Source organism: uncultured Psychroserpens sp. (assembly GCF_947494225.1).
Taxonomy (GTDB): domain Bacteria; phylum Bacteroidota; class Bacteroidia; order Flavobacteriales; family Flavobacteriaceae; genus Psychroserpens.
Genome location: NZ_CANLUG010000001.1, coordinates 335559 through 355953, shown reverse-complemented (window position 1 = coordinate 355953; position 20395 = coordinate 335559). Strand labels below are relative to the sequence as shown.

Annotated in this window: 17 protein-coding genes; 5 read left to right on the top strand and 12 right to left on the bottom strand. The window is 34.2% G+C overall.

From position 1 onward, the window contains the following. The first annotated feature begins 30 nt into the window (after positions 1 to 30). On the top strand, positions 31 to 705 hold the full coding sequence (rplU, locus tag Q0893_RS01495) for a 50S ribosomal protein L21 (protein ID WP_298901302.1): 675 nt from the start codon (positions 31 to 33) through the stop codon (positions 703 to 705). Positions 706 to 745: 40 nt separating this feature from the next. Beyond that, positions 746 to 1006, top strand: coding sequence for a 50S ribosomal protein L27 (rpmA, locus tag Q0893_RS01490; RefSeq protein ID WP_204344633.1), 261 nt, complete (start codon positions 746 to 748; stop codon positions 1004 to 1006). A gap of 103 nt (positions 1007 to 1109) precedes the next feature. Here the strand turns inward: rpmA and Q0893_RS01485 are convergent, their stop codons facing one another. From Q0893_RS01485 to Q0893_RS01435, 11 genes are all read right to left on the bottom strand, one after another. After that, positions 1110 to 2882, bottom strand: coding sequence for a DNA mismatch repair protein MutS (locus Q0893_RS01485; protein ID WP_299272016.1), 1773 nt, complete (start codon positions 2880 to 2882; stop codon positions 1110 to 1112). A gap of 73 nt (positions 2883 to 2955) precedes the next feature. Further along, the gene (locus tag Q0893_RS01480; RefSeq protein ID WP_299272014.1) at positions 2956 to 4650 is read right to left on the bottom strand and encodes a M1 family aminopeptidase; all 1695 of its coding nucleotides are present in this window, start codon (positions 4648 to 4650) and stop codon (positions 2956 to 2958) included. Positions 4651 to 4772: 122 nt separating this feature from the next. Beyond that, positions 4773 to 5519, bottom strand: a complete 747-nt coding sequence (locus Q0893_RS01475; RefSeq protein ID WP_298901305.1) for a succinate dehydrogenase/fumarate reductase iron-sulfur subunit — start codon at positions 5517 to 5519, stop codon at positions 4773 to 4775. Between the two features lie 19 nt (positions 5520 to 5538). Next, on the bottom strand, positions 5539 to 5892 hold the full coding sequence (locus Q0893_RS01470; protein WP_298901307.1) for a hypothetical protein: 354 nt from the start codon (positions 5890 to 5892) through the stop codon (positions 5539 to 5541). Between the two features lie 18 nt (positions 5893 to 5910). After that, positions 5911 to 7923, bottom strand: a complete 2013-nt coding sequence (locus Q0893_RS01465) for a fumarate reductase/succinate dehydrogenase flavoprotein subunit (RefSeq protein ID WP_298901308.1) — start codon at positions 7921 to 7923, stop codon at positions 5911 to 5913. Positions 7924 to 7925: 2 nt separating this feature from the next. Then, on the bottom strand, positions 7926 to 8621 hold the full coding sequence (locus Q0893_RS01460; RefSeq protein ID WP_298901309.1) for a succinate dehydrogenase cytochrome b subunit: 696 nt from the start codon (positions 8619 to 8621) through the stop codon (positions 7926 to 7928). Between the two features lie 96 nt (positions 8622 to 8717). Further along, positions 8718 to 9953 (bottom strand): hypothetical protein, encoded by a 1236-nt coding sequence (locus Q0893_RS01455; RefSeq protein WP_299272011.1) that lies wholly within the window; start codon positions 9951 to 9953, stop codon positions 8718 to 8720. Between the two features lie 209 nt (positions 9954 to 10162). Further along, positions 10163 to 11032, bottom strand: coding sequence for a hypothetical protein (locus Q0893_RS01450; protein ID WP_298901312.1), 870 nt, complete (start codon positions 11030 to 11032; stop codon positions 10163 to 10165). A 43-nt stretch (positions 11033 to 11075) separates the two neighbouring features. Further along, positions 11076 to 13919, bottom strand: a complete 2844-nt coding sequence (locus Q0893_RS01445) for a sialidase family protein (RefSeq protein WP_299272008.1) — start codon at positions 13917 to 13919, stop codon at positions 11076 to 11078. A gap of 102 nt (positions 13920 to 14021) precedes the next feature. Continuing rightward, entirely contained in the window at positions 14022 to 14732 is a 711-nt protein-coding gene (locus Q0893_RS01440) for a LytTR family DNA-binding domain-containing protein (RefSeq protein ID WP_298901314.1), read from the bottom strand. Next, positions 14732 to 15778, bottom strand: a complete 1047-nt coding sequence (locus Q0893_RS01435; RefSeq protein WP_298901315.1) for a sensor histidine kinase — start codon at positions 15776 to 15778, stop codon at positions 14732 to 14734. Before Q0893_RS01435 ends, Q0893_RS01440 begins: the two co-directional genes overlap by 1 nt. 212 nt (positions 15779 to 15990) lie before the next feature. Here Q0893_RS01435 and Q0893_RS01430 point away from each other — a divergent pair, with 212 nt between their 5' ends. Both Q0893_RS01430 and Q0893_RS01425 read left to right on the top strand, forming a co-directional pair. Continuing rightward, positions 15991 to 17256 carry a hypothetical protein gene (locus Q0893_RS01430; RefSeq protein ID WP_298901316.1) on the top strand — a complete coding sequence of 422 codons (1266 nt, stop codon included), beginning with the start codon at positions 15991 to 15993 and terminating at the stop codon, positions 17254 to 17256. A gap of 139 nt (positions 17257 to 17395) precedes the next feature. Then, positions 17396 to 17698 carry a hypothetical protein gene (locus tag Q0893_RS01425; protein WP_298901317.1) on the top strand — a complete coding sequence of 101 codons (303 nt, stop codon included), beginning with the start codon at positions 17396 to 17398 and terminating at the stop codon, positions 17696 to 17698. Between the two features lie 74 nt (positions 17699 to 17772). Here Q0893_RS01425 and Q0893_RS01420 read toward each other — a convergent pair whose 3' ends face one another. Next, the gene (locus tag Q0893_RS01420; protein WP_299272004.1) at positions 17773 to 19581 is read right to left on the bottom strand and encodes a T9SS type A sorting domain-containing protein; all 1809 of its coding nucleotides are present in this window, start codon (positions 19579 to 19581) and stop codon (positions 17773 to 17775) included. Between the two features lie 140 nt (positions 19582 to 19721). On the opposite strand from Q0893_RS01420, the gene Q0893_RS01415 reads away from it, so the two are divergent. Then, a complete protein-coding gene (locus Q0893_RS01415; RefSeq protein ID WP_299272002.1) occupies positions 19722 to 20300 on the top strand; it encodes a Crp/Fnr family transcriptional regulator in 579 nt (192 codons plus the stop codon). Positions 20301 to 20395 lie beyond the last annotated feature (95 nt).

The following is a 20395-nucleotide window of genomic DNA, read 5'->3' as shown; positions in this document are numbered from 1 at the left end:
GAACAAATTAATTAATAAAAACGTTACGCTATGTACGCAATTGTAGAGATAGCAGGGCATCAATTTAAAGTTGAAAAAGACCAAAAAGTTTTTGTTAACCGTTTAGCAACAGAAGAAGGTAAGAAAGTTTCTTTCGATAACGTTCTTTTAATTGGAGATGGTAACAATGTAACTTTAGGCGCCCCAGCTATAGACGGAGCACAAGTAAGTGCTAAAGTCTTAAAGCACCTTAAAGGTGATAAAGTGATAGTTTTCAAAAAGAAAAGAAGAAAAGGTTACCGTGTAAAAAATGGACACAGACAATCTTTATCTGAAATCGTAATCGAATCTATCGTTTCTTCAGGAGCTAAGCCAGCTAAGAAAGCTGCTCCGAAGAAAGAAACTAAAGAAGCCGAACCAAAAAAGGCTACTGCTCCAAAGGCAGAAGCTAAAAAAGCTGCTCCTAAAAAAGCAACTGGAAAGGCAGACGATTTAAAGAAAATCGAAGGTATTGGACCAAAGATTGCATCAACTTTAGTTGAAGCAGGAATTGTAACTTTTGCTGATTTAGCAAAAGCAAAACCAGCAAAAATTTCTGAAATCATTGCAGATGTTCGTGGAAACCACGTGACAGATACTTGGCCAGAGCAAGCTAAATTAGCTGCTGATGGGAAGTGGGATGAATTGAAGAAATGGCAAGATGAATTAGATGGTGGTAAAGCCTAAGGCATTCCACTTAAGTATAACAATATAAAACCTTAAGACAATGGCTCATAAAAAAGGAGTAGGTAGTTCTAAAAACGGTAGAGAATCAGAATCGAAACGCTTAGGTGTTAAGATATTTGGTGGACAAGCTGCAATTGCAGGAAACATTATCGTAAGACAAAGAGGTAATACACATCACCCAGGTGAAAATGTGTATGGAGGAAAAGACCACACTTTACATGCTAAAGTTGATGGTGTTGTAAAATTCACAAAGAAGAAAGATGGTAAATCTTTTGTTTCTATTGAGCCGTTTGAAGCTTAAACTGAATTTTACCCAATAATATAAAACCCATTCTCATTGAGAATGGGTTTTTTGTTTATAAGGTTTGTTGTAGTAAGTACTAATTTCTAAGGTCTAGTAAAAATTAATCTACAATTTCCATTTTCTTTAAAAGAAAGCTAGCATTCATATTTTGACAAACACCTGTTTTTAGTTTGTAATCAAAATAGAGTTCATCATTGACGATTTCGGCATCAAAATAATAGTTTTTAACTTCGTTGAGTTCTTCTGAAATGTCACAAAGACTCAAATCGTGTGTTGCAATAATACCTGTTGCACTGCCTGCCACTAATTTCTCCACAAATTTTCGCGAACCTATAGCTTTGTCTGTACTATTAGTGCCTTTTAAAATTTCGTCAAGAATAATAAAGTGAGGTTCTTTTTCAATTTCATCAACAATAAATTTTAAACGTGTTAATTCTGAAAAGAAATAACTACTATCATCTGTTAAAGAATCACTGGTACGCATACTTGTAATGAGCTTTACTGGTGCGTAGGTACTAGAAGTTGCACAAACAGGTAAGCCTGTATTAGCCATAACAATGTGTAAGGAGATGGTTCTTAAAAAGGTGCTTTTGCCAGCCATATTTGCCCCAGTAACTATAAAAAACTCTTGATTTTTAATAGCAACATTACTCGTAACACGTTTTGTTTTATCTAATAACGGATGGCCTAAATTTTCTGCCTGAATTACAGAATGATCTATTGAGATTTCAGGATAGGTATAGTCTTGATGGTTAAAGGCATAAATGCCTAAGCTGTTATAAGCATCAAAAAACGAAACTACTTCAAACCAATCTTCAACCTTATGTGCATAATTAGAAATCCATTGTTCAACTTTAAATGCATTTTTAATATCAGATAAAAGATAACCATTTCCGAAGAGGGCAGAAATGAGATTATTTCTATTGTCTAATGCGTCTAAATGTTTTGAGAATTCAGAAAAAATGGTTGATGCTTTCTTGCCTTCAGATTGAATTTTCTTTTGTTTTTCCTGAAGAAATGTTGAACTAAAATTTTCATTTTCAATTTGATTTAAAAGCGATGCGTATTGCTTAAACGTATCCTTTGTTTTATCTGAATTAGAAGCTAATGTATTGATGCTTTTTAAATAGATACCTGTTAGCCCTAAACCTGCGAAAATCCAGTAACCGAAAACACCTATATTAAGAATCTCGAAAATGGCTAAAACCAACAATGTTATAGAAACTATGGCGAATGCCCAAGGCACCCATTTCATATGTTTTGGAATATAACTCTTGTGATTTTTTAACCATTTGATAATGGTTGGTGCTGGTGTTTCGGTTGTTATTAAACTTGCTGTCGCAGCATAAAGTTGAGTCCATTCGGTTTTATGAGATAATTCTTTAATAGCTTCTTGGCGTTGTTTGATAGCATTGGTATTGTTGGCCTTTAATGCATTGGCCAATTGGGTTTTCCCTTCAGTTGAAATGGTTCTATTTATATATTGAAAAAAAGAACCTTTCCCAAAGAGGTCAATATCTAAACTGTAATAGTGTTTTGGATCTTGAAATTGTACACCTGGATCTCTATGGTAATACGCTCCCGAAGCAATTTTTAATTCTTCTTCATTAATATGTACAAGTGCCTTATGAAGTTTGCGTTTTGCTTTTGTATCGGTATACCTCGAAAGGAAGACGATAAAAACTGTTAATCCAATAACTCCAAAAACTGTGGCCATTTGCCAGTTTGGAAATGCGATATAAATGGCGCTTGCTGTAAGAAGAAAGGTAATAAGACGTAAAGTACTAAGTAATAGTATACGTTTCTGTAAAGACGTTACTTCATTTTGGTTCTTTGATAACTCAGATTTATAGAATGATATGGGATTGCTCATATTTTAATTTGAGGTATAAAGAAACAAAAAAACCCATGATTATACTTGAGTTTTTGAACGAATAATTAGGCTTTTATAGGTTTAAAAGGTTTTTATTATGTTGGTTATTTTTTAATAGAGGGATTTTAGCATTACGCACAGGTAAATAAGCGAATGCTATTTCGTTTCCGTTTCTTACAACAGTAAATTCGGCTTCGTGCTCAATAGAATCAAGGTAATAGCTTCTGCTAATTATTCGGTCCCCAGCGCGCAATCCAACCTTATATGCTGCAGAATTTTCGTCTATTGAAACAATACTTTTCTTGTCTTCAGAAAAGATAAAACCTAGATCAAAGACTTCTGATGTTGGAGTATATTCGAAACCAAAATTTTTGAATATGTGTTCTAAATTATAGAGTTGTCCGTTTTCAATATGTGTGTCAAAAAAAGGTTTAAAATCGTCATTGACATAGTTGTTTACTGTTTGAATGAAATAGGCGTGTGTGATTTTCTGTTTGTTTTCAAGGGCATCATTTTTAAAATCTAACAAAACGTTATCTAAACAATATTTACCATTACTGTCTTGCTTTATTTTTTGATCTAAATAAAAGGCTAGAATAGCGCCACGACGATAGGGTAACTTTTGCATTCCTTCTTTACCGCTCCAGAAATTTTCGTAGGTCATTTCACTATTTGGAACGTCTTTTACAGGAGATGTATAAAGTGATTTAATAAAGTTGTTAAACTCATTTATGAAATAACTTTCGTCTAGATTAAATATGTTCCCTTTTGCAATATTTTTAATAGTATAATAATCTGTAAATCCTTCACTAAACCAGTATTGCTCTTCCTCATTATCATTTTTAATAATATGTCCTGTCCAGTTATGTTGTAATTCGTGATTAAATAAATAGACTAAGCCTTGCGTTTCTAGATACTCATTGTTAGATGCATTAGTGGCAAATGAATTGGTTAGTCCGGAGCCTTGAAAACTACTTCCTCTTTCTTGAATTGTTGGAATTAATGTCACAGCAAAATAGTCTTGGGTATGATCTTGCCAGAAATCACGTTGTTTAACAATCGTTTTTTTCAAAATATTTACCATTGTTGAGTCTTGAAAAACTTTCCAATCTCCTCTAATAGCAAAAGCGACATTATTACCTTTTATATTTATATCATAGATTCGAAAGTCACCTCCAGTGAAAATTGCGGTATGAAATTTTTCTTCTGAAATATGTTCTATGTGTTGAACACGTTCATGACTTCCAAAGCTATTTACAATGGCATAATCTTCAGGAAAACCTTCCCATTTAATGACAACATTAAAGTTGTTGTTTGAGGCGTCTATGATGGCTTTAGGAAGCATTAGAAAATTGTGGGAAAACAGATGAAAATAATCAGATTGAATGATTGGTCTATACGTATCCCATGTGGTTAATTCACCTTCGCTATCTTGCTTTATAGTGTATTCTAGCTCAACGTGTTTTATGTCTTTAGGATGGGTTATTTGATACCATCCACTATCTCTATTTGAATGGATACTACTTTGTTCTGAAAGGACTTTAATATCTCTTATAACATTATGTAAACTGTCTTGTCCCCAAGCTGTATCTTGAAAAAGCAAAGTTGATGTTTCGTTACTTTTAACCTTAAAGGCCATTTTAACTTTTAGAAGTTCCTCACCATTTTTAGTTATTGGCGATATGGTATAGTCAATAGTGTTATCAGAATCTTTTGAACAAGAATAGAAGAATATTGCGATAACAAATAAGATGATTAGTCGTTTCATTTTTTGATGGATGCTGGTTTAGTTCTGTATAAAAGACGATTGAAATCGACGTGCGTTACAAAACAAAAAACCCAAGTCATTACAACTTGGGTTAAAATATATTTAGAATATGGTTGGTTAGTTTATCCTTTAAGTGAGGCCTTTAAATATTCTTGGTTCATACGAGCGATGTTTTCTAAAGAAATCCCTTTAGGACATTCTACCTCACATGCGCCAGTATTTGTACAATTTCCAAAGCCTTCTTCATCCATTTGTTTCACCATGTTCAAGACACGATCTGTGGCTTCTACTTGTCCTTGAGGTAGCAATGCGAATTGCGATACTTTAGCTCCAACAAATAACATTGCGCTAGAGTTTTTGCACGAAGCCACACAAGCGCCACAACCAATACAAGTTGCTGCACTAAAGGCATCGTCTGCATCATGTTTATTAATTGGAATAGCATTAGCATCTATTGTATTTCCTGAAGTATTTACAGAGATAAACCCTCCTGCATGCTGAATACGATCAAAAGCACTTCTATCTACGATTAAATCTTTAATTACAGGGAAAGCGGCTGCTCTAAATGGCTCTATATAAATAGTGTCACCATCTTTAAACATACGCATATGTAACTGACAGGTTGTTATGCCACGATCTGGACCATGAGCTTCTCCATTGATATATAAAGAACACATACCGCAAATACCTTCACGACAGTCATGATCAAAGGCAATAGGTTCTTCATCTTTATTTATTAATTGTTCATTTAAAACATCTAACATTTCAAGGAAAGACATATCAGGAGAAATATCATTGACCTTATAGTCTACCATTTTTCCTTTATCGTTAGCGTTTTTTTGACGCCATATTTTAAGTGTAAGATTCATATGATAATGAATTTATTTTCTAATTTTTTTCGTTTAAAAAGTCTTGCCCTATTTGACCAACATCCAATCCATTTTTTTCGAAGTCCATTGGTAAACCTCCAGTTTTCTTTAGAATGAAATTTAAAACTAATGCAGCTACTAAGGTTACAATAAATATAATAATGCCATAAAAAATTAAACCAAATACAATAGCAAAAAGACCACCACCTAACATGGCAAAGCCTCCTGCTAAATCTTGAGACGCGCCAACTGCTGAACCAATTAACATTATAGGGACAATTAGTATTAGCATAATTGCTAGATAGGTTAATGTTGCAATAATCGCATATTTAACTGGATCAACCTTCTTTAATTTAAGTGTTAAAGTATTCATAGTTAGTTGGTACTTTTTTTATTTATAACTTCTTTGCTTTAGTTCAATATCTTTAAATTCTAATTCTTCCTTATGTAAAACGGCATCGCTAGGTTCTCCCTTATATTCCCATGCTGCTACATATGCAAAGTTATCGTCATCACGTTTTGCTTCACCTTTTTGTTCTCCATCCAGTTCTACTGAATCTTCTCTAAAGTGTCCTCCACAAGATTCTTCCCTGTTAAGTGCGTCTTTAGCGAATAATTCTCCTAGTTCTAAGAAATCTGCAACACGACCAGCTTTAGCTAGTTCTTCATTATACTCATCATTTGTTCCGGGCACTTTAACTTCTTTCCAGAATTGCTCACGTAATTCTTTTATTTCCGAAATCGCTTCAGTTAAACCTTTCACATTACGAGACATACCAACTTTATTCCACATGATTTTACCTAATTTCTTATGGAAATAATCTACAGAATGTTGTCCTTCGTTCGTGACAAAGAAATTTAGTTTGTCTTTAACTTCTTTTTCGGCATCTTCAAATTCTTTCGTATCTGTTGAAATAGGACCAGTACGAATATCATCAGATAAATAATCTCCTATAGTATATGGTAACACAAAATAGCCATCTGCTAAACCTTGCATTAAGGCAGAAGCGCCTAAGCGGTTAGCTCCATGATCAGAAAAGTTCGCTTCTCCAATACAATAGAGTCCAGGAACTGTAGTCATTAAATTATAGTCTACCCAAACGCCTCCCATAGTATAGTGAACTGCAGGATAAATCATCATTGGTGTATTGTATGGATCTTGATCTACGATCTTCTCATACATTTGAAATAGGTTTCCGTATTTGTTTTTAACAACTTCTTGCCCTAAAGACTTTACTAGAGCCGCATCATTCTCGTCTAAACCTTTAACGTGAGCTTGCTCTTTCCCGTAACGTTCAATTGCAGAAGCGAAATCTAAAAACACGGCTTCACCAGTTGCGTTGACACCATAACCAGCATCACAACGTTCTTTAGCAGCACGAGAGGCTACATCACGAGGCACTAAATTACCAAAAGCAGGATAACGACGTTCTAAGTAGTAATCACGATCGTCTTCAGCTAAATCCTTTGGTTTTAATGTTCCAGCTTTAATAGCTTCAACATCTTCTTTTTTCTTAGGAACCCAAATACGTCCATCATTTCTTAAAGACTCAGACATCAAGGTTAGTTTAGATTGATGATCTCCAGAAACAGGAATACATGTTGGGTGAATTTGAGTATAACAAGGATTTGCAAAGTAAGCACCACGTTTGTGGGCTTTCCAAGCAGCTGTTACATTGCTTCCCATAGCATTTGTTGATAGGAAAAATACATTACCATAACCACCAGTTCCTAAAACAACTGCATGCGCCGAATGTCTTTCAATTTCACCTGTAATTAAGTTGCGCGTTATAATACCACGAGCTTTTCCATCTACAACAACAACATCAAGCATTTCGTGACGGTTATACATTTTGATTTTACCACGACCAATTTGGCGATTCATTGCTGAATAGGCACCAAGTAACAATTGCTGTCCTGTTTGTCCAGCAGCGTAAAATGTTCTTGAGACTAATACTCCACCAAATGAACGATTATCTAATAAACCACCATATTCGCGTGCAAAAGGAACGCCTTGAGCAACACATTGGTCAATAATATTTGCCGAAACTTCTGCTAAACGATAAACGTTAGCTTCTCTTGATCTATAATCACCTCCTTTAACAGTATCGTAAAACAACCTGTAAGTGGAGTCTCCATCACCTTGGTAATTTTTTGCGGCATTAATACCACCTTGAGCGGCAATCGAGTGCGCGCGTCTCGGAGAATCTTGAAAGCAAAATGCTTTTACATTATAACCAAGTTCTGCTAAAGTTGCAGCTGCAGATCCACCAGCTAAACCTGTTCCAACAACAATAACATCGATGTTACGTTTATTTGCAGGATTTACAAGGTCGATGTGATTTTTATAGTTAGTCCATTTGTCTGCAATAGGACCTTTAGGTATTTTAGAATCTAAAGCCATAATTATGATAATACATATTTAAGATGATGATAAAGCGCAATAAAAACAAAGCCTAGTGGGATTAGAATAGCGTATGCTTTTCCAAAACCTTTTAGTCCTTTAGTATATTTATTATTTGCTCCAACCGATTGAAACGCAGAGCTAAAACCATGTAAAAGGTGTAGCGCTAAAAACACAAAAGCAATAACATATAGAATAGTTCTTACATGACTGTGAAATTTATGTTGTAATTCTTCGTAATATCTAAACCCACTATCGGCAACATCTGGATTGATTAGGCCAGACATATCGCCTTGAATGAATTTTGTGTTGATTTCTGGAAACCAAAAATCGTAAAAGTGCAATCCAATAAAAGCCAATATTGCCAATCCACTCCAGATCATATTTCTACTCATCCATGAAGAATTTGCAGCACCATTATTTTTTGCATAGCTGATGTTTCTAGCCTTTTTGTTTTTAAGTTCTAATGCAAAACCCATAACGAAATGGAAAATTACACCAAGAATTAATACAGGCTGCAATACATATTGAATGACCCAAAACGTGCCCATAAAGTGAGAAACATCGTTAAAAGTATCTGGACTAAAGACAGAAAGAATATTAATTGCAAAATGTTGAAGTAAGAAAATCATTAGGAAGAGTGCTGAAAGTGCCATAGCAAACTTTCTTCCTATCGACGAATTTAAAATTCCGCTCATTATAATTGTAGTTAATTATTTGTACTACAAAGATAAGGTTCATAGGTATGCGCTACAAATTTTAGCTTCTATTTTAGTTATTTAGAATGGGTTTAATTAAAAGTTAAATCTAGGGTTCACAATAGAGTTGTATATAGATCCAAATTGATAGCTAAAACCTATGTTAACCCAGTAGTTATAACCCGACTGAAGTTGTTGTTGTTGTAGTAATAATTCTTCAAGCGACACATCTCCAGCAGGAAGGTTAATCTGGTTTCGTGTAATTCTATAGTTACCACCAACATTGAAATTAAACCCTTTAAAAACTCGAACATTGGCGCCTAAATAAAACCCAAAGGAATGTAAATCGGTATCATGTAAGTATTGACTGAAAGAGGCTTCACCATTAATATTTCCCCATTCCTGACGAATACTTCCGCCTAAAAGAACAGAGTGTTCGAATAAAAGTTCCTTTTCCTCACCAAAAATAGAGCGTTCAATATAGTCGTTGAAAACAAGGCCATTTCTATACGATAATATGAGTTGTTTTTTGGCCGATTCGGCATAGTTAAAAAAGTTGTACTCAATGGCAGGTCTAAATCTCCAAAACAACTCGTAGTTGCTATAGGTGGATGTTCCAATATTTCCGAAGAACCCATAAGACCAGTGATTATTGATGCTTAAAACATCACTTACATTTAAAGATTTGTTATTATTTATGGCTACAATATCGTCGCCATCAAAAGTAAAAGTTGATTTGTTTTCACCAAAATTAAGTCTGAGAGAGAATTTATTTTTCTCTGTCACACGTCTGGCAGAGACATTAACGTTTAAATTACTGGATTTATTAGATTCTTGTCCGTTAAAATAACCGCCTGCTCCAATACGAAACACCCAGTAATTCCATGGGTCTTTTTCTGGTTTACTGTCGGTTTCGGTTTCTGGGCTAGGAACAGATACTGTGACGTTTGTCATGGTACCATTGGCGATCCAAAATCGTACTAAACCAAGTTTGATATATTCTAAAGTACGTTTTCTTTCATCATCTCTTGTCATATTAGAATCTGTTGAAAATTCTAATTTGTAGTTGATGTCTTCAAACTCGTTTTTTCCAATAAAATCGATTTCGTAGGAACGTCCTCCACTACCATTTCTTTGAGTAACAAAGAACAAATGAACATCGCTAAGGCCTTGGTCTCTCACAAATTGTACGTTACCTAGATTTTGCCTCATATAGGTGTTGTCACAGACGTTACAATCAAGAAATATTTTAAGATCATTACTTGTCTCATCTTGCGCAAAGGCAATAGAAGAGAGAAATAATGCTAGGAGTAGAAAGGCGGACTTTAGCATAATTTATTATAGTTAGGTTGCAAATATTAGTTATATAAATGTATTAGTGTTGTAGTATTTTAATTTTTTTTTAAAAGTGATAATTTGTTCCGTGTAAAACTAAGTAGGTGTGATTTAATAAATGTCAAAAAACTGCAAAAGAAATGTCAATTATTTTAAAACGTGTCTATAATCTACTTAGATGTTGTTTTGGAGTTTTAATAATGGGCTTAATTTGAAATACTAGGGATTAATCCTCTTAGTCCCATATCTACTACCTGTTCTCCAGCTTGGGGTTCGTATTTTCCGTCTGAATTTACTTCAATCCATTCAAAACTATTGTTTATAGAGAATGATAGTGTTACTACAACATCTTCGGTTTCTGCTCCAGAAATGCTTAATCCATTTTGAAATTCACCTGTAACTACACAAGATCCTTGTGGTATTGGAGATGAATTAAACAAAGGATTAGGTACTGTTGTTGCGCCTTCTGGAGCTTGACCTTGCGAGGTAAACCCTAAGGCTTCAAAGACCCAAAACCCTTGAGCTTTATTTTCATTTACAGCGATAGTATTTCCATTGAGATCAAATGATGTGATGTATGAATTGTATCCTACAAAACTTGCTAATGTTCCAGAAATATCTTGATTGTCTACTAAGACATTGATAGTGCCTTCTTGGTAGGCTAAAGACACCCTTACCCATTTATAATTTCCTGCAGAAACAGTACTTAATGGAAGGGTTAGAAATGTTTCATTATGACCAGCAAAAACGGCATTTTGAAAATCAATGGCTTGATCACCTCCGGCATTTGTTTCATTACCTTCAAAAATAATTTCGCCAGTTCCTAATGCGGTTGTTGCTAAAGGAGCAAACTCAATATAATTAGCACTCATTCTATTAATTGTAGGTGATTGTGCCGCATTGCCATCTGCTACAGATACTGGTTGACCAAGATTACCTAAGCGTTCTTGATTAGGGTTAAATTCTAGTTTAATGATGAGGTTTGGGCCAGTAACTTGTGCGGTGTCATCTTGGTCTTCACTACATGAAAAGACTAAAAGAAATACCAAGGCACAAATTAATCTTGATGTATTCATATATTTCTGTTAGAGTTTCTAGTATAACTCCTAAGCCCAAGCTTTATTTTATTTCGAATCTTGTTTTTTCGCCGTCAACTTGAATGGTGTATAGCCCTTTTGGAAGGTAATACTTACCATTTTTTGCTTTATTTATTATGATTCCAGAATTTTCTTTTAGAAGTGCTTTTCGACCTTTTTGATTGAGAGACAAGTCGTAACTAGTATAGTTAAACCCTTTATCTGCTGTCATTTTTATTTCGTTTAATACTGCACCTTTTTCTGAAAGTACTTTCATTGTTTTTTCTCCTGAAACATTAGAAAAGAACGATATTTCTATTTCCGGTTCAAAAGGGCTAGACCATTGACTAAATGAATCTCCCCATCGTGATGAATACCTAGTGTCATTAACCTTAAACAGCGTGATTGGTTGAGACATCATTTTAGTGTCCATTTGTTGAAGAGGAGCAATATCAACTTTGTAAATACTTCTTCCATGGGTTCCTATTAGCAAATGTTTTGCATCGGGTTGTACTACAATATCGTGCACAGCAACGTTTGGAAGTCCGTTACTAAACGCTTCCCAGTGTTGTCCCTGATTAAAAGAGACATAAGCACCATTATCTGTTCCTAGGTATAAAATGTTTTCATTTTCAGAATCCTCCCTTATAACATTAACAGGAGAAGCAGGAATGTTTGAACTAATGTCTTTCCATGTTTTTCCATAGTCATCGCTCATATAAGTATAAACTTTAAAATCGTCCCAGCGATAGCCATTAAGTGTAACATAAACACGTTCTTTTTTATGTTCAGAAGCGACAACACGACTCACCCAAAGATCTTTAGGTAATGTACTAGAAATGTTTTCCCAGCTTCCTCCAGCATCTTTGCTAATATAGACCAGGCCATCGTCACTTCCTGTATAAATTAAACCAAATTGAAAAGGAGATTCGCTTAGTGTTGTTAAAGTACCATAGGCAACGTTCCCTTTTTTTCCTCCATTAGTTAAATCATCACTTATTGCTGTCCAGTCTGAACCTTGATTCATAGAACGCATGAGTTTATTCCCTCCTAAATAAAGAATGTCTTGATTATGGGGAGACAATAATATAGGTGTTTGCCAATTAAAACGATATGGATTTTCTCCCAGTTCATGTTTCGGTTGTATGTAGCTCTGTTCATCAGTTTCTAGGTTTAATCTAAAATAATTTCCAAATTGAAAACCAGTGTACACAACATTGTGATCTCTATTATCTATTTGAATTTGCATACCATCACCTCCCATTATACTTTCCCAAGGATACTGTCCGCTTTGATGCCATCTTTTATTTTCTCGGGCATTATTAGCACCAACCCAAACCCCATTATCTTGAAGTCCGCCATACACGTTATAAGGCTTTGCGTTGTCAACATTAATTGCATAAAATTGCCCTACAGAGGGTGAATTATTTTTAATCCAGTTCTCACCATCATCATAGGTGATATTTACCCCACCATCATTACCATTAATGAGGTGATTAGGGTTTTTAGGATTAATCCAAAGTGCGTGGTGATCTGCATGAACGTTTTCAGCACTAATAGATTTGAACGTTTTTCCTCCGTCTTTAGATTTTACAATAGGTACGCCGTAAATGTAGATATTGTTCGCGTCATTTGGCGCCACATAAATATGCCCAAAGTAATAGCCATAACTGTAATAAATATCATCTAGGTAACCATCATGGGTTTTCTTCCAAGTTATTCCCCCATCGGTACTTTTATACACTTCTGTTCCAATAACAGGGGTGTCAAACAATAATGAATTGGCGTTTTCCAAATATTTTGCAAGGTCAATAGGTTTCACATTTCCACTACGAACCATGTGTTTAACATTGTCTGCTCTATACTTTTCTTGGAAACCGTTTCTTTTTAAGTACGCGTTTAGCTTTTTATTATCTAATGTTAAAAATGTTTCGGTAGACATGGTTTTGAAATCTTCCTTAGTTAAACTATTAGGAGTCTCTTTTTTGTCTTCGGAAGCGCGTCGAAATTGACTATCATGAATAGCATAAATAATGTCATTATCAAAAACTGCTAGACCAATTCGGCCTACACCTTTACCTGTTGGGAAACCACTTTTTTCGACAGAAACTTTTGCCCAAGTATCTCCACCATTGGTACTTTTGTAAATCGCAGAATTATTACCACTTCCGTCGAAATTCCATGCTTTACGATCTTTTGTCCAAGACGACGCGAACATAAGATTGTAATTATTTGGGTCGCGCTGTACATCTATAATGCCGCTCATGTCGTCAACAAATAATTTTTGAGACCACGTTTTTCCGCCATCTGTAGTTTTATAAATACCTCGCTCTTGATTTGGAGAATATAAATGACCGGTAGCACCAACTACAACTTCATTTGGATTGTTAGGGTTTATTAAAATTCGACCAATGTGATGAGAGTCTCTAAGTCCCATATTTTGCCATGTCTTTCCGTTATCAGAAGACTTTAAAATTCCAATTCCAGCATAACTTGATCGGGATGAATTGTTCTCTCCTGTTCCAACCCAAATAGTTCCATTGTTCCAGTCTACTGCGATATCACCTACATTTTGGGTGTTTGATGAATCTAGAATAGGCTTAAATGTTGTACCATTATTGGTTGTGTGCCAAACACCTCCAGAGGCATAGCCAACATAGAACTCTGTTGGGTCTTCTGGATTAACATCTAAATCTGTTACTCTACCGCTCATAATTGTTGGTCCGATATTTTCGAGCATAACATTTTTAACTAAAGACGTTTTTGAGAGTTGTTCCTTTTGGGCAATAGCATTCTCAATGGTTTGTGATGAGGTTGCAGGTTGTTGAGCAATTACTGTAGTAGTACTAAGAATAAGCGCAAATGAAAGAAATCTTGAATAGAACATATTGGTTAGAATTTTATTGGCATGAAATTACCAATTTTTTAAATAACAACTATGATTTTGGACTGTATTTAACGCTTATGCATTATAAATATTTAGAACACTTTAAAGCTGTCTTTTGTTAATAGCTTCAAAGAATTTTTTCCGATAAGTGTTGCCTATTGGTAGTTGTTTTGCACCAATCCATACACTATCATTATCAATCTTATCTATATGAGAAAAAGCAATAATATATGACTTATGAATTTGAATAAATTGGGTTTTAGGCAATCTATCTGATAGATGCTTTAAGGTAGAATAGGTTATAATTTGTTGACCACTTAACTGCACTGAAACATAATTTTTTAAGCCTTCAATAAACAGAATATCTTCAATAAAAACCCGATTAAAATTATGCTTGCCATCCGTTTTTATAAAGATGTAACCCTCTTCATTGTCTTCAGTTTTAGAAGGATGCAAAGCATGTTTTTGCGCTTTTAGAACTGCTTTGTAAAAACGTTCAAAGGCGAACGGTTTTAATAGGTAATCTGTAGTGGCTACGTCATAGCTATCTAAGGCAAACTCTGAATATGCCGTAGTGAATATAATTTGGGTGTTTGGTGTAATTATTTTTGACAATTGAATGCCTGTGATTTGTGGCATCTGAACATCTAAAAACACTAAATCTATTGTATTAGACTCTAAAAAAGCTAGTGCTTCCAAAGGTTTGGTAAATGTCTCTTGTAACCTTAAAAAGGCTACATTAGACACATAGCGCTCTAGCAACCGTACAGCTGCTGGTTCGTCATCTATAATAATACATTTTAATTGTTGCATTAAAGCGGTATTTTTAAATAAGCGAAGTACATATTGTTTTCGTTTTCGGTATTCAATGTGTAGTTTTTATCAAATAAAAGCTCTAAACGTTTTTTAATATTATGAGATCCAATTCCCTTGTCCATATAATTTTCAGAAGCATTTACTTCATTTGTGGTTTGAATTTCCAAAAATTGATCTTCCACATTAATTTTAATAGATGCTGGGTGTTTTGAATCGTTTATGATGCCATGCTTACATAGGTTTTCGACAAAATGAATAAGCATGAGTGATGGGACTTTTTGGGTGCTTACGTTTCCTTTTATTGATAAATCCACATAAAATTCGTCTTCATATCTCCGTTTATAAAAGTAAAGATAATCTTGAATGAAATTGACTTCTTTAGCTAATGGCATAAAATTATCTTTAGAGTCATACGTGACATATCGTAATAATTTAGACAGTTTTAGAATATCATCTGCGGTTTCGGTTTGTGTTTCATATAATTCTGAGTAAAAACTATTTAAAGTGTTGAAAAGGAAGTGTGGGCTTATTTGAGATTTTAGCATTGCCATTTGAGCTTCTTGATGCTGTAATTCTAATTGATGCATTCTAGATTTATTTTCTGCGAATCTAAAGAACAAAAACATTAGACTACTAAATAGACAGGGCCTTAAGGCGTACAAAGCGCTATCTGTGAGATAAATGGCTACGATATTTTGTCTTTCTAGGTTATAATTATGGAAATTAAACAACTCTAAAATTAAAACCTCTTCTAAAAGAAACCTAACAACAGCAAAACATAAGGTCATTATAACAAATGAAAACAGGTATTGCACAATTTTATTAGGCTTTAGAAATCGCGGAGCGAAAATCAGATAATTTAAAATGTAAACAGTAAAATAGGCAATGTTATAGGTAAAAAAGAGTATAACTGATCCTGGTTTAAACCAAGTTGTTCTTCCTTGATTAAAAATTAAGTCGTTAGAATATTCCCAGGTTTGCCCTATTAAAATGAGTAATAACCCAAAAATAATATTGTATTTAAGTTCTTTAGATAACCGCATGCAACGAATTTAATACCATTCTATAGAGTTGTTTGTTTAATTATACGAACAGGTTGTTTTTTTACACCAATACCGATATTTATGGGATCACTTCAAAAATAGAATAAAACAAGGCATTGACATAATCTACATATGCGTATATCATATTTTGAAAACCCTCAAAACATAACGTACTAATATTACAATAGCGTTTAACATAAACTTTTTATCACATGAAAAATACTTTTATATTATTGCTTGCTATTATTGTATGTCACACTGTAGAAGCTCAAAACGAACCACCCAATTTAGATACAGAGATTTTAAGATCATACACTCATTATTTCTCCATTAAAGACAATACAATTTCTGGAGAAGGTAAATCGGTTATAGAAGCTATTGCTAATCAATCACAATTTGTGGTTTACGGTGAAATGCATGGTTCAAATCAAACTTCAATTTTTAATAAAGCATTTATTCCTTTACTTTCTGATGCTGGATTTAAGTATTTTGCCATTGAGGTTGGACCACATTCTGCAACTAAACTCGCCGAATTGTCTACACCAGCGTCCAAAACGGTTGAAAACTTAAACTCCTTTTATTCAAAGTATACGGTAGTTCAAGGCGAAGAGGTTGCCGAGCCCATTCCATTTTTTACGAGCATCTCAGATGCCGAATTTCTAAAAGAAGCACGTGTTCGAAATATGCAACTTTGGGGATTAGATCAAGAATTTTATTTCTCGGCTTTTTTCTTAATGGATGAGCTAACAAAAACGGCAAAAGAGCATCCAAATTACAGCAACATAGTTTCGCTTCAAAACCAAGCTAAAGCAATTATGTTTAAGCACTTTTTAGCCGAATTTAAGAACGAAATCGATGGCGCCTATAGTCGCATTAAAAAAGAAAAGGTAGTTAGGGACTATTTTGATGCATTTGATAAGTCTAATGAAAAGGCACAAGCTCTTATTAAAGATTTAATTATTAGTTGGGATATTTATATTAATTGGAGAAATGACTCTCATGTAGATCGAATTAGCTACATGCGTAATAATTTTATGAGCCATTATAATCAAGCGACAAAAAAAGAAAGACAACCAAAGGTTTTTACGAAGATAGGGAGTCTACATGCTAAAAAAACATTTTCAAATGGTGCATATGACATAGGTGAACTTGTAGAATCTTTAGCACAGAAAAACGGAACCGTTGCAACAACCATTAACTCATGGAAACCATATGAAATTGGAAGTGACGGAAAAATCATCGACAATTTTGAAAGGTATAAAAGAGGGTATAAGCGCTATAAGGTATTTATGCCATTGGCAAAACAAGATTCTTGGGGTATTATTAATTTGAAAGCAATAAGAGAGGCACTAGAGAACAATGAAATTCAGCTACCTAAAACAGGAGATTATCATAAATTGAAAAATCTCATATATGGTTATGATTTTCAGCTTTTATTGCCTGTAGATGAAGATCCAGTACCAAATAGATCAAATTAAGTCCATTAAAAACAATAGAATTAAATGGGTCATTGTTTTTAAATTTGTAATAAAAATGTTAATTAAATTGAATGGTTTTTATTTTTTTAACTAAAAAAATCACTATTTTTCAAAATATTAACTAATAACTTTATTAAAAATGGAAGAGTATTTACCTTTAATTATCCAATTAGTCAGCGGTGCTGTTGGTGGAAATCTGGCAGGATCACTAATGAAGAAGTTTTCTTTAGGAACACTTGGTAACTCAATTTTAGGACTCCTTGGAGGAGGGCTTGGCGGTCAACTTTTAGGAATGTTAGGATTAGGAGGCGCAGAAGCAGCCGCAGCTTCAACTAGCATGGATTTATCAAGCATACTTGGTAGTGTTGCTGGAGGTGGTGTTGGAGGTGGCGTTCTCATGGCAATCGTGGGAATGATAAAGAATGCTATGGGTAGTAAATAACTCTATAGTAATACTATAAAAAGGCGTTCAACATGTAATTTGAACGCCTTTTTTGTGCTTTAGCATTATTTAATTTATTCTACAATGAATTTTTTGCTTATCGTTAAATGGTCCATTTGTATTTTAATAAAATAAACTCCCGAATTTAACTGACTTACATTAATAGTGTTTAAGTTATTCGATGTATCTCCACTTTCAGTAAGTATATGTCTTCCTCTAACATCATAAATACTCATATTTTCTATCGAAATACTAGACGCATTACGAATATTTAAACTGTTTTTAGCTGGATTAGGAAAAACAGATATATTTTCGATTAAAACACTTTCGTCTACGCCAAGTGTAGAACATGCCGAATAGGTCATTTGAGGTTGAGAACATACCGAAGTATTGATGTTAGTATTCATAACATTAGTTCCTCCTGCTAAGTCGCTTGCACCAAGATCTCTACTGTTTTGACCATTTGCAATGGAGTAATGCATTACTTCTCCAGAATCAATAATATGGGCTAATTGGTGACCATGTCCTAATTCGTGTACGGCAACACTTTCAAAATCTACTTCAAAACCAGTAGCAGTACCAGGACCATACTCCCAAGAGAGAGCAGATAAACTTCCAGTAAATGTATCGTTAAACACAATATCCAATTCGGTAACAACCGCTTCGAGTCCACCACAAGAACCAAATCTTGATGTACAACGTCCAAGAACACCTTGAGGTAATTCTGTACCATTATCAAAACGAATAATGTTTATTCCATCTGATGCAATAACATCTGTTGTTGTAACTGCGCCAATTTCCCAATTAATACCTGTGGTACAAACCCATGTATCAAAAGCTCTTAAGAACGAAGCCTTAGCACTCGCATTGGCATCAAAATCTGTAAACATTTGCCATGTGTATCCGCCATTTCCATTAGTGTCAAAATGTTGAGAAGAAAAAGCGTTAGTCCCATTAGAAGGGTTGATTTGAGAATAAAAGACTGTTAATGTTTGACTTGATACGTCAGAAGACCCACCACCATTAGTAGTTACTCTAATGTCACCAGTTCCAGCTCTAGAAGGAACTTCTACGATGATTTCAGTATTTGACCAGCTTACAATTTGAGTAGAAAGGGCAGCATAATAAACAGGAGTTCCCATATTGTCTTCCCCACCAGCATTGGCATCTCTAAATTCTACTGTACCTTCTGTAGCTCCAAAACCAGCTCCAGTAATTGTTAATTGATCTTTTACACCTCCATTTAAAGTTGTAGGAGCGAAACTTGTTATTGAAGTCGTACCATTTACATTTCTGTTGGCATTATTACTTTCGAAAATAGCATCCACATCAAAATCAGCAACCTCGAGAATAGCTGTATGATTCGTTAGGGTTCTAATTTGATTATAAAAAGTACTTGTAATACCTTCTTTAGCTTGAAAAGGATTATGAACGGTATTGTTATTTAGATTATACTTATAAAACCCTTGCGATGATGCAAATGGTTTAAACGTGGCTTGGGTACTATTATTAGTTAAAGACACATCGTTATTGTGAAGCATAAAAACACCAAGATCTCCAATATTTAATGTTAAACTAGGAGTTACGATCTCAGATTCTGACCCAACTGTACCTCCTGGAGTAATAATTTCGATGGTTTCAGTTATAGATTGACCTTTAAAAATTTTATAGACCTCTACAGTATTCACAGTATATATATTGTGATGGTCATTATCCCAAAAAGAAGCCTTCGAGATTACTTTTCCTTCTATAATTTTTGAAGAAGATTGTACTTGTGTCTGCAATGGAACCTCATATAAAAGTTCTTGAGCATTGGATGTGTTTACTACTAATAGGGATAAGCATACTGCTAATAACACAGTGGTTAGTGTAGTTTTTTTCATGTCGTAAATTTAGGGTTAGTAATCGAAATTTGCATTTCAACGAACAAATATAACATTTTAACGACAAAATAAAAGAATTAGTTAATCTATTTATCTTTACGTCACTTTAGGTTTCATCCTATCAATATATTGGAATAAAAATGTCAAAAGCCAATTTCGAAAATTATTTAAGACTTGTTATGAACGACAATCGGTTAGAAGACGGGGTTTCTGAAATATCTGGGGTTTTTCAAAAGATAAGTTTAAAACGAAATGATTTTTTCGTTAAAGAAGGTGAGGTCTGCCCTTATTTCTGTTTTATAGAAGCAGGTGTTCTACAACATTCTATTTTAGTGTCAGGCGAAGAAAAGACAACGTATTTAGCTATGACGAACTCTTGTACATCGGCATTAAAAAGTTTTATCAACAATGAGGCTTCAAGAAAAAGTATAAAAGCGATTAGTGCGTGCGAACTTTGGGTAATTAATCTTGATGGATTCAACTATTTATTAGAAAATAACACTGGGTTTTATAAGTTTTATTACAATCTAATTGAAAATCAAATTTACCTTATAGATGATTATCGAATTGATTTGTTGACACTTTCTCCAGAAGAACGATATAAGAAGTTATTGAGTAATGACTCCAAATTACTACAACAAGTTCCTTTACACTATTTGGCGTCTTTTTTAGGGATTTCAGACCGACATATGAGTAGAATTCGGAAAAATATAAATTAACGCCATTTGGCTGGTTAAATACATTTTTCTTTAATTATTTTTGAAGAAATAAGTATTCATTGATTCCTGCTTTGTTGGGAATATAAATTCATAAC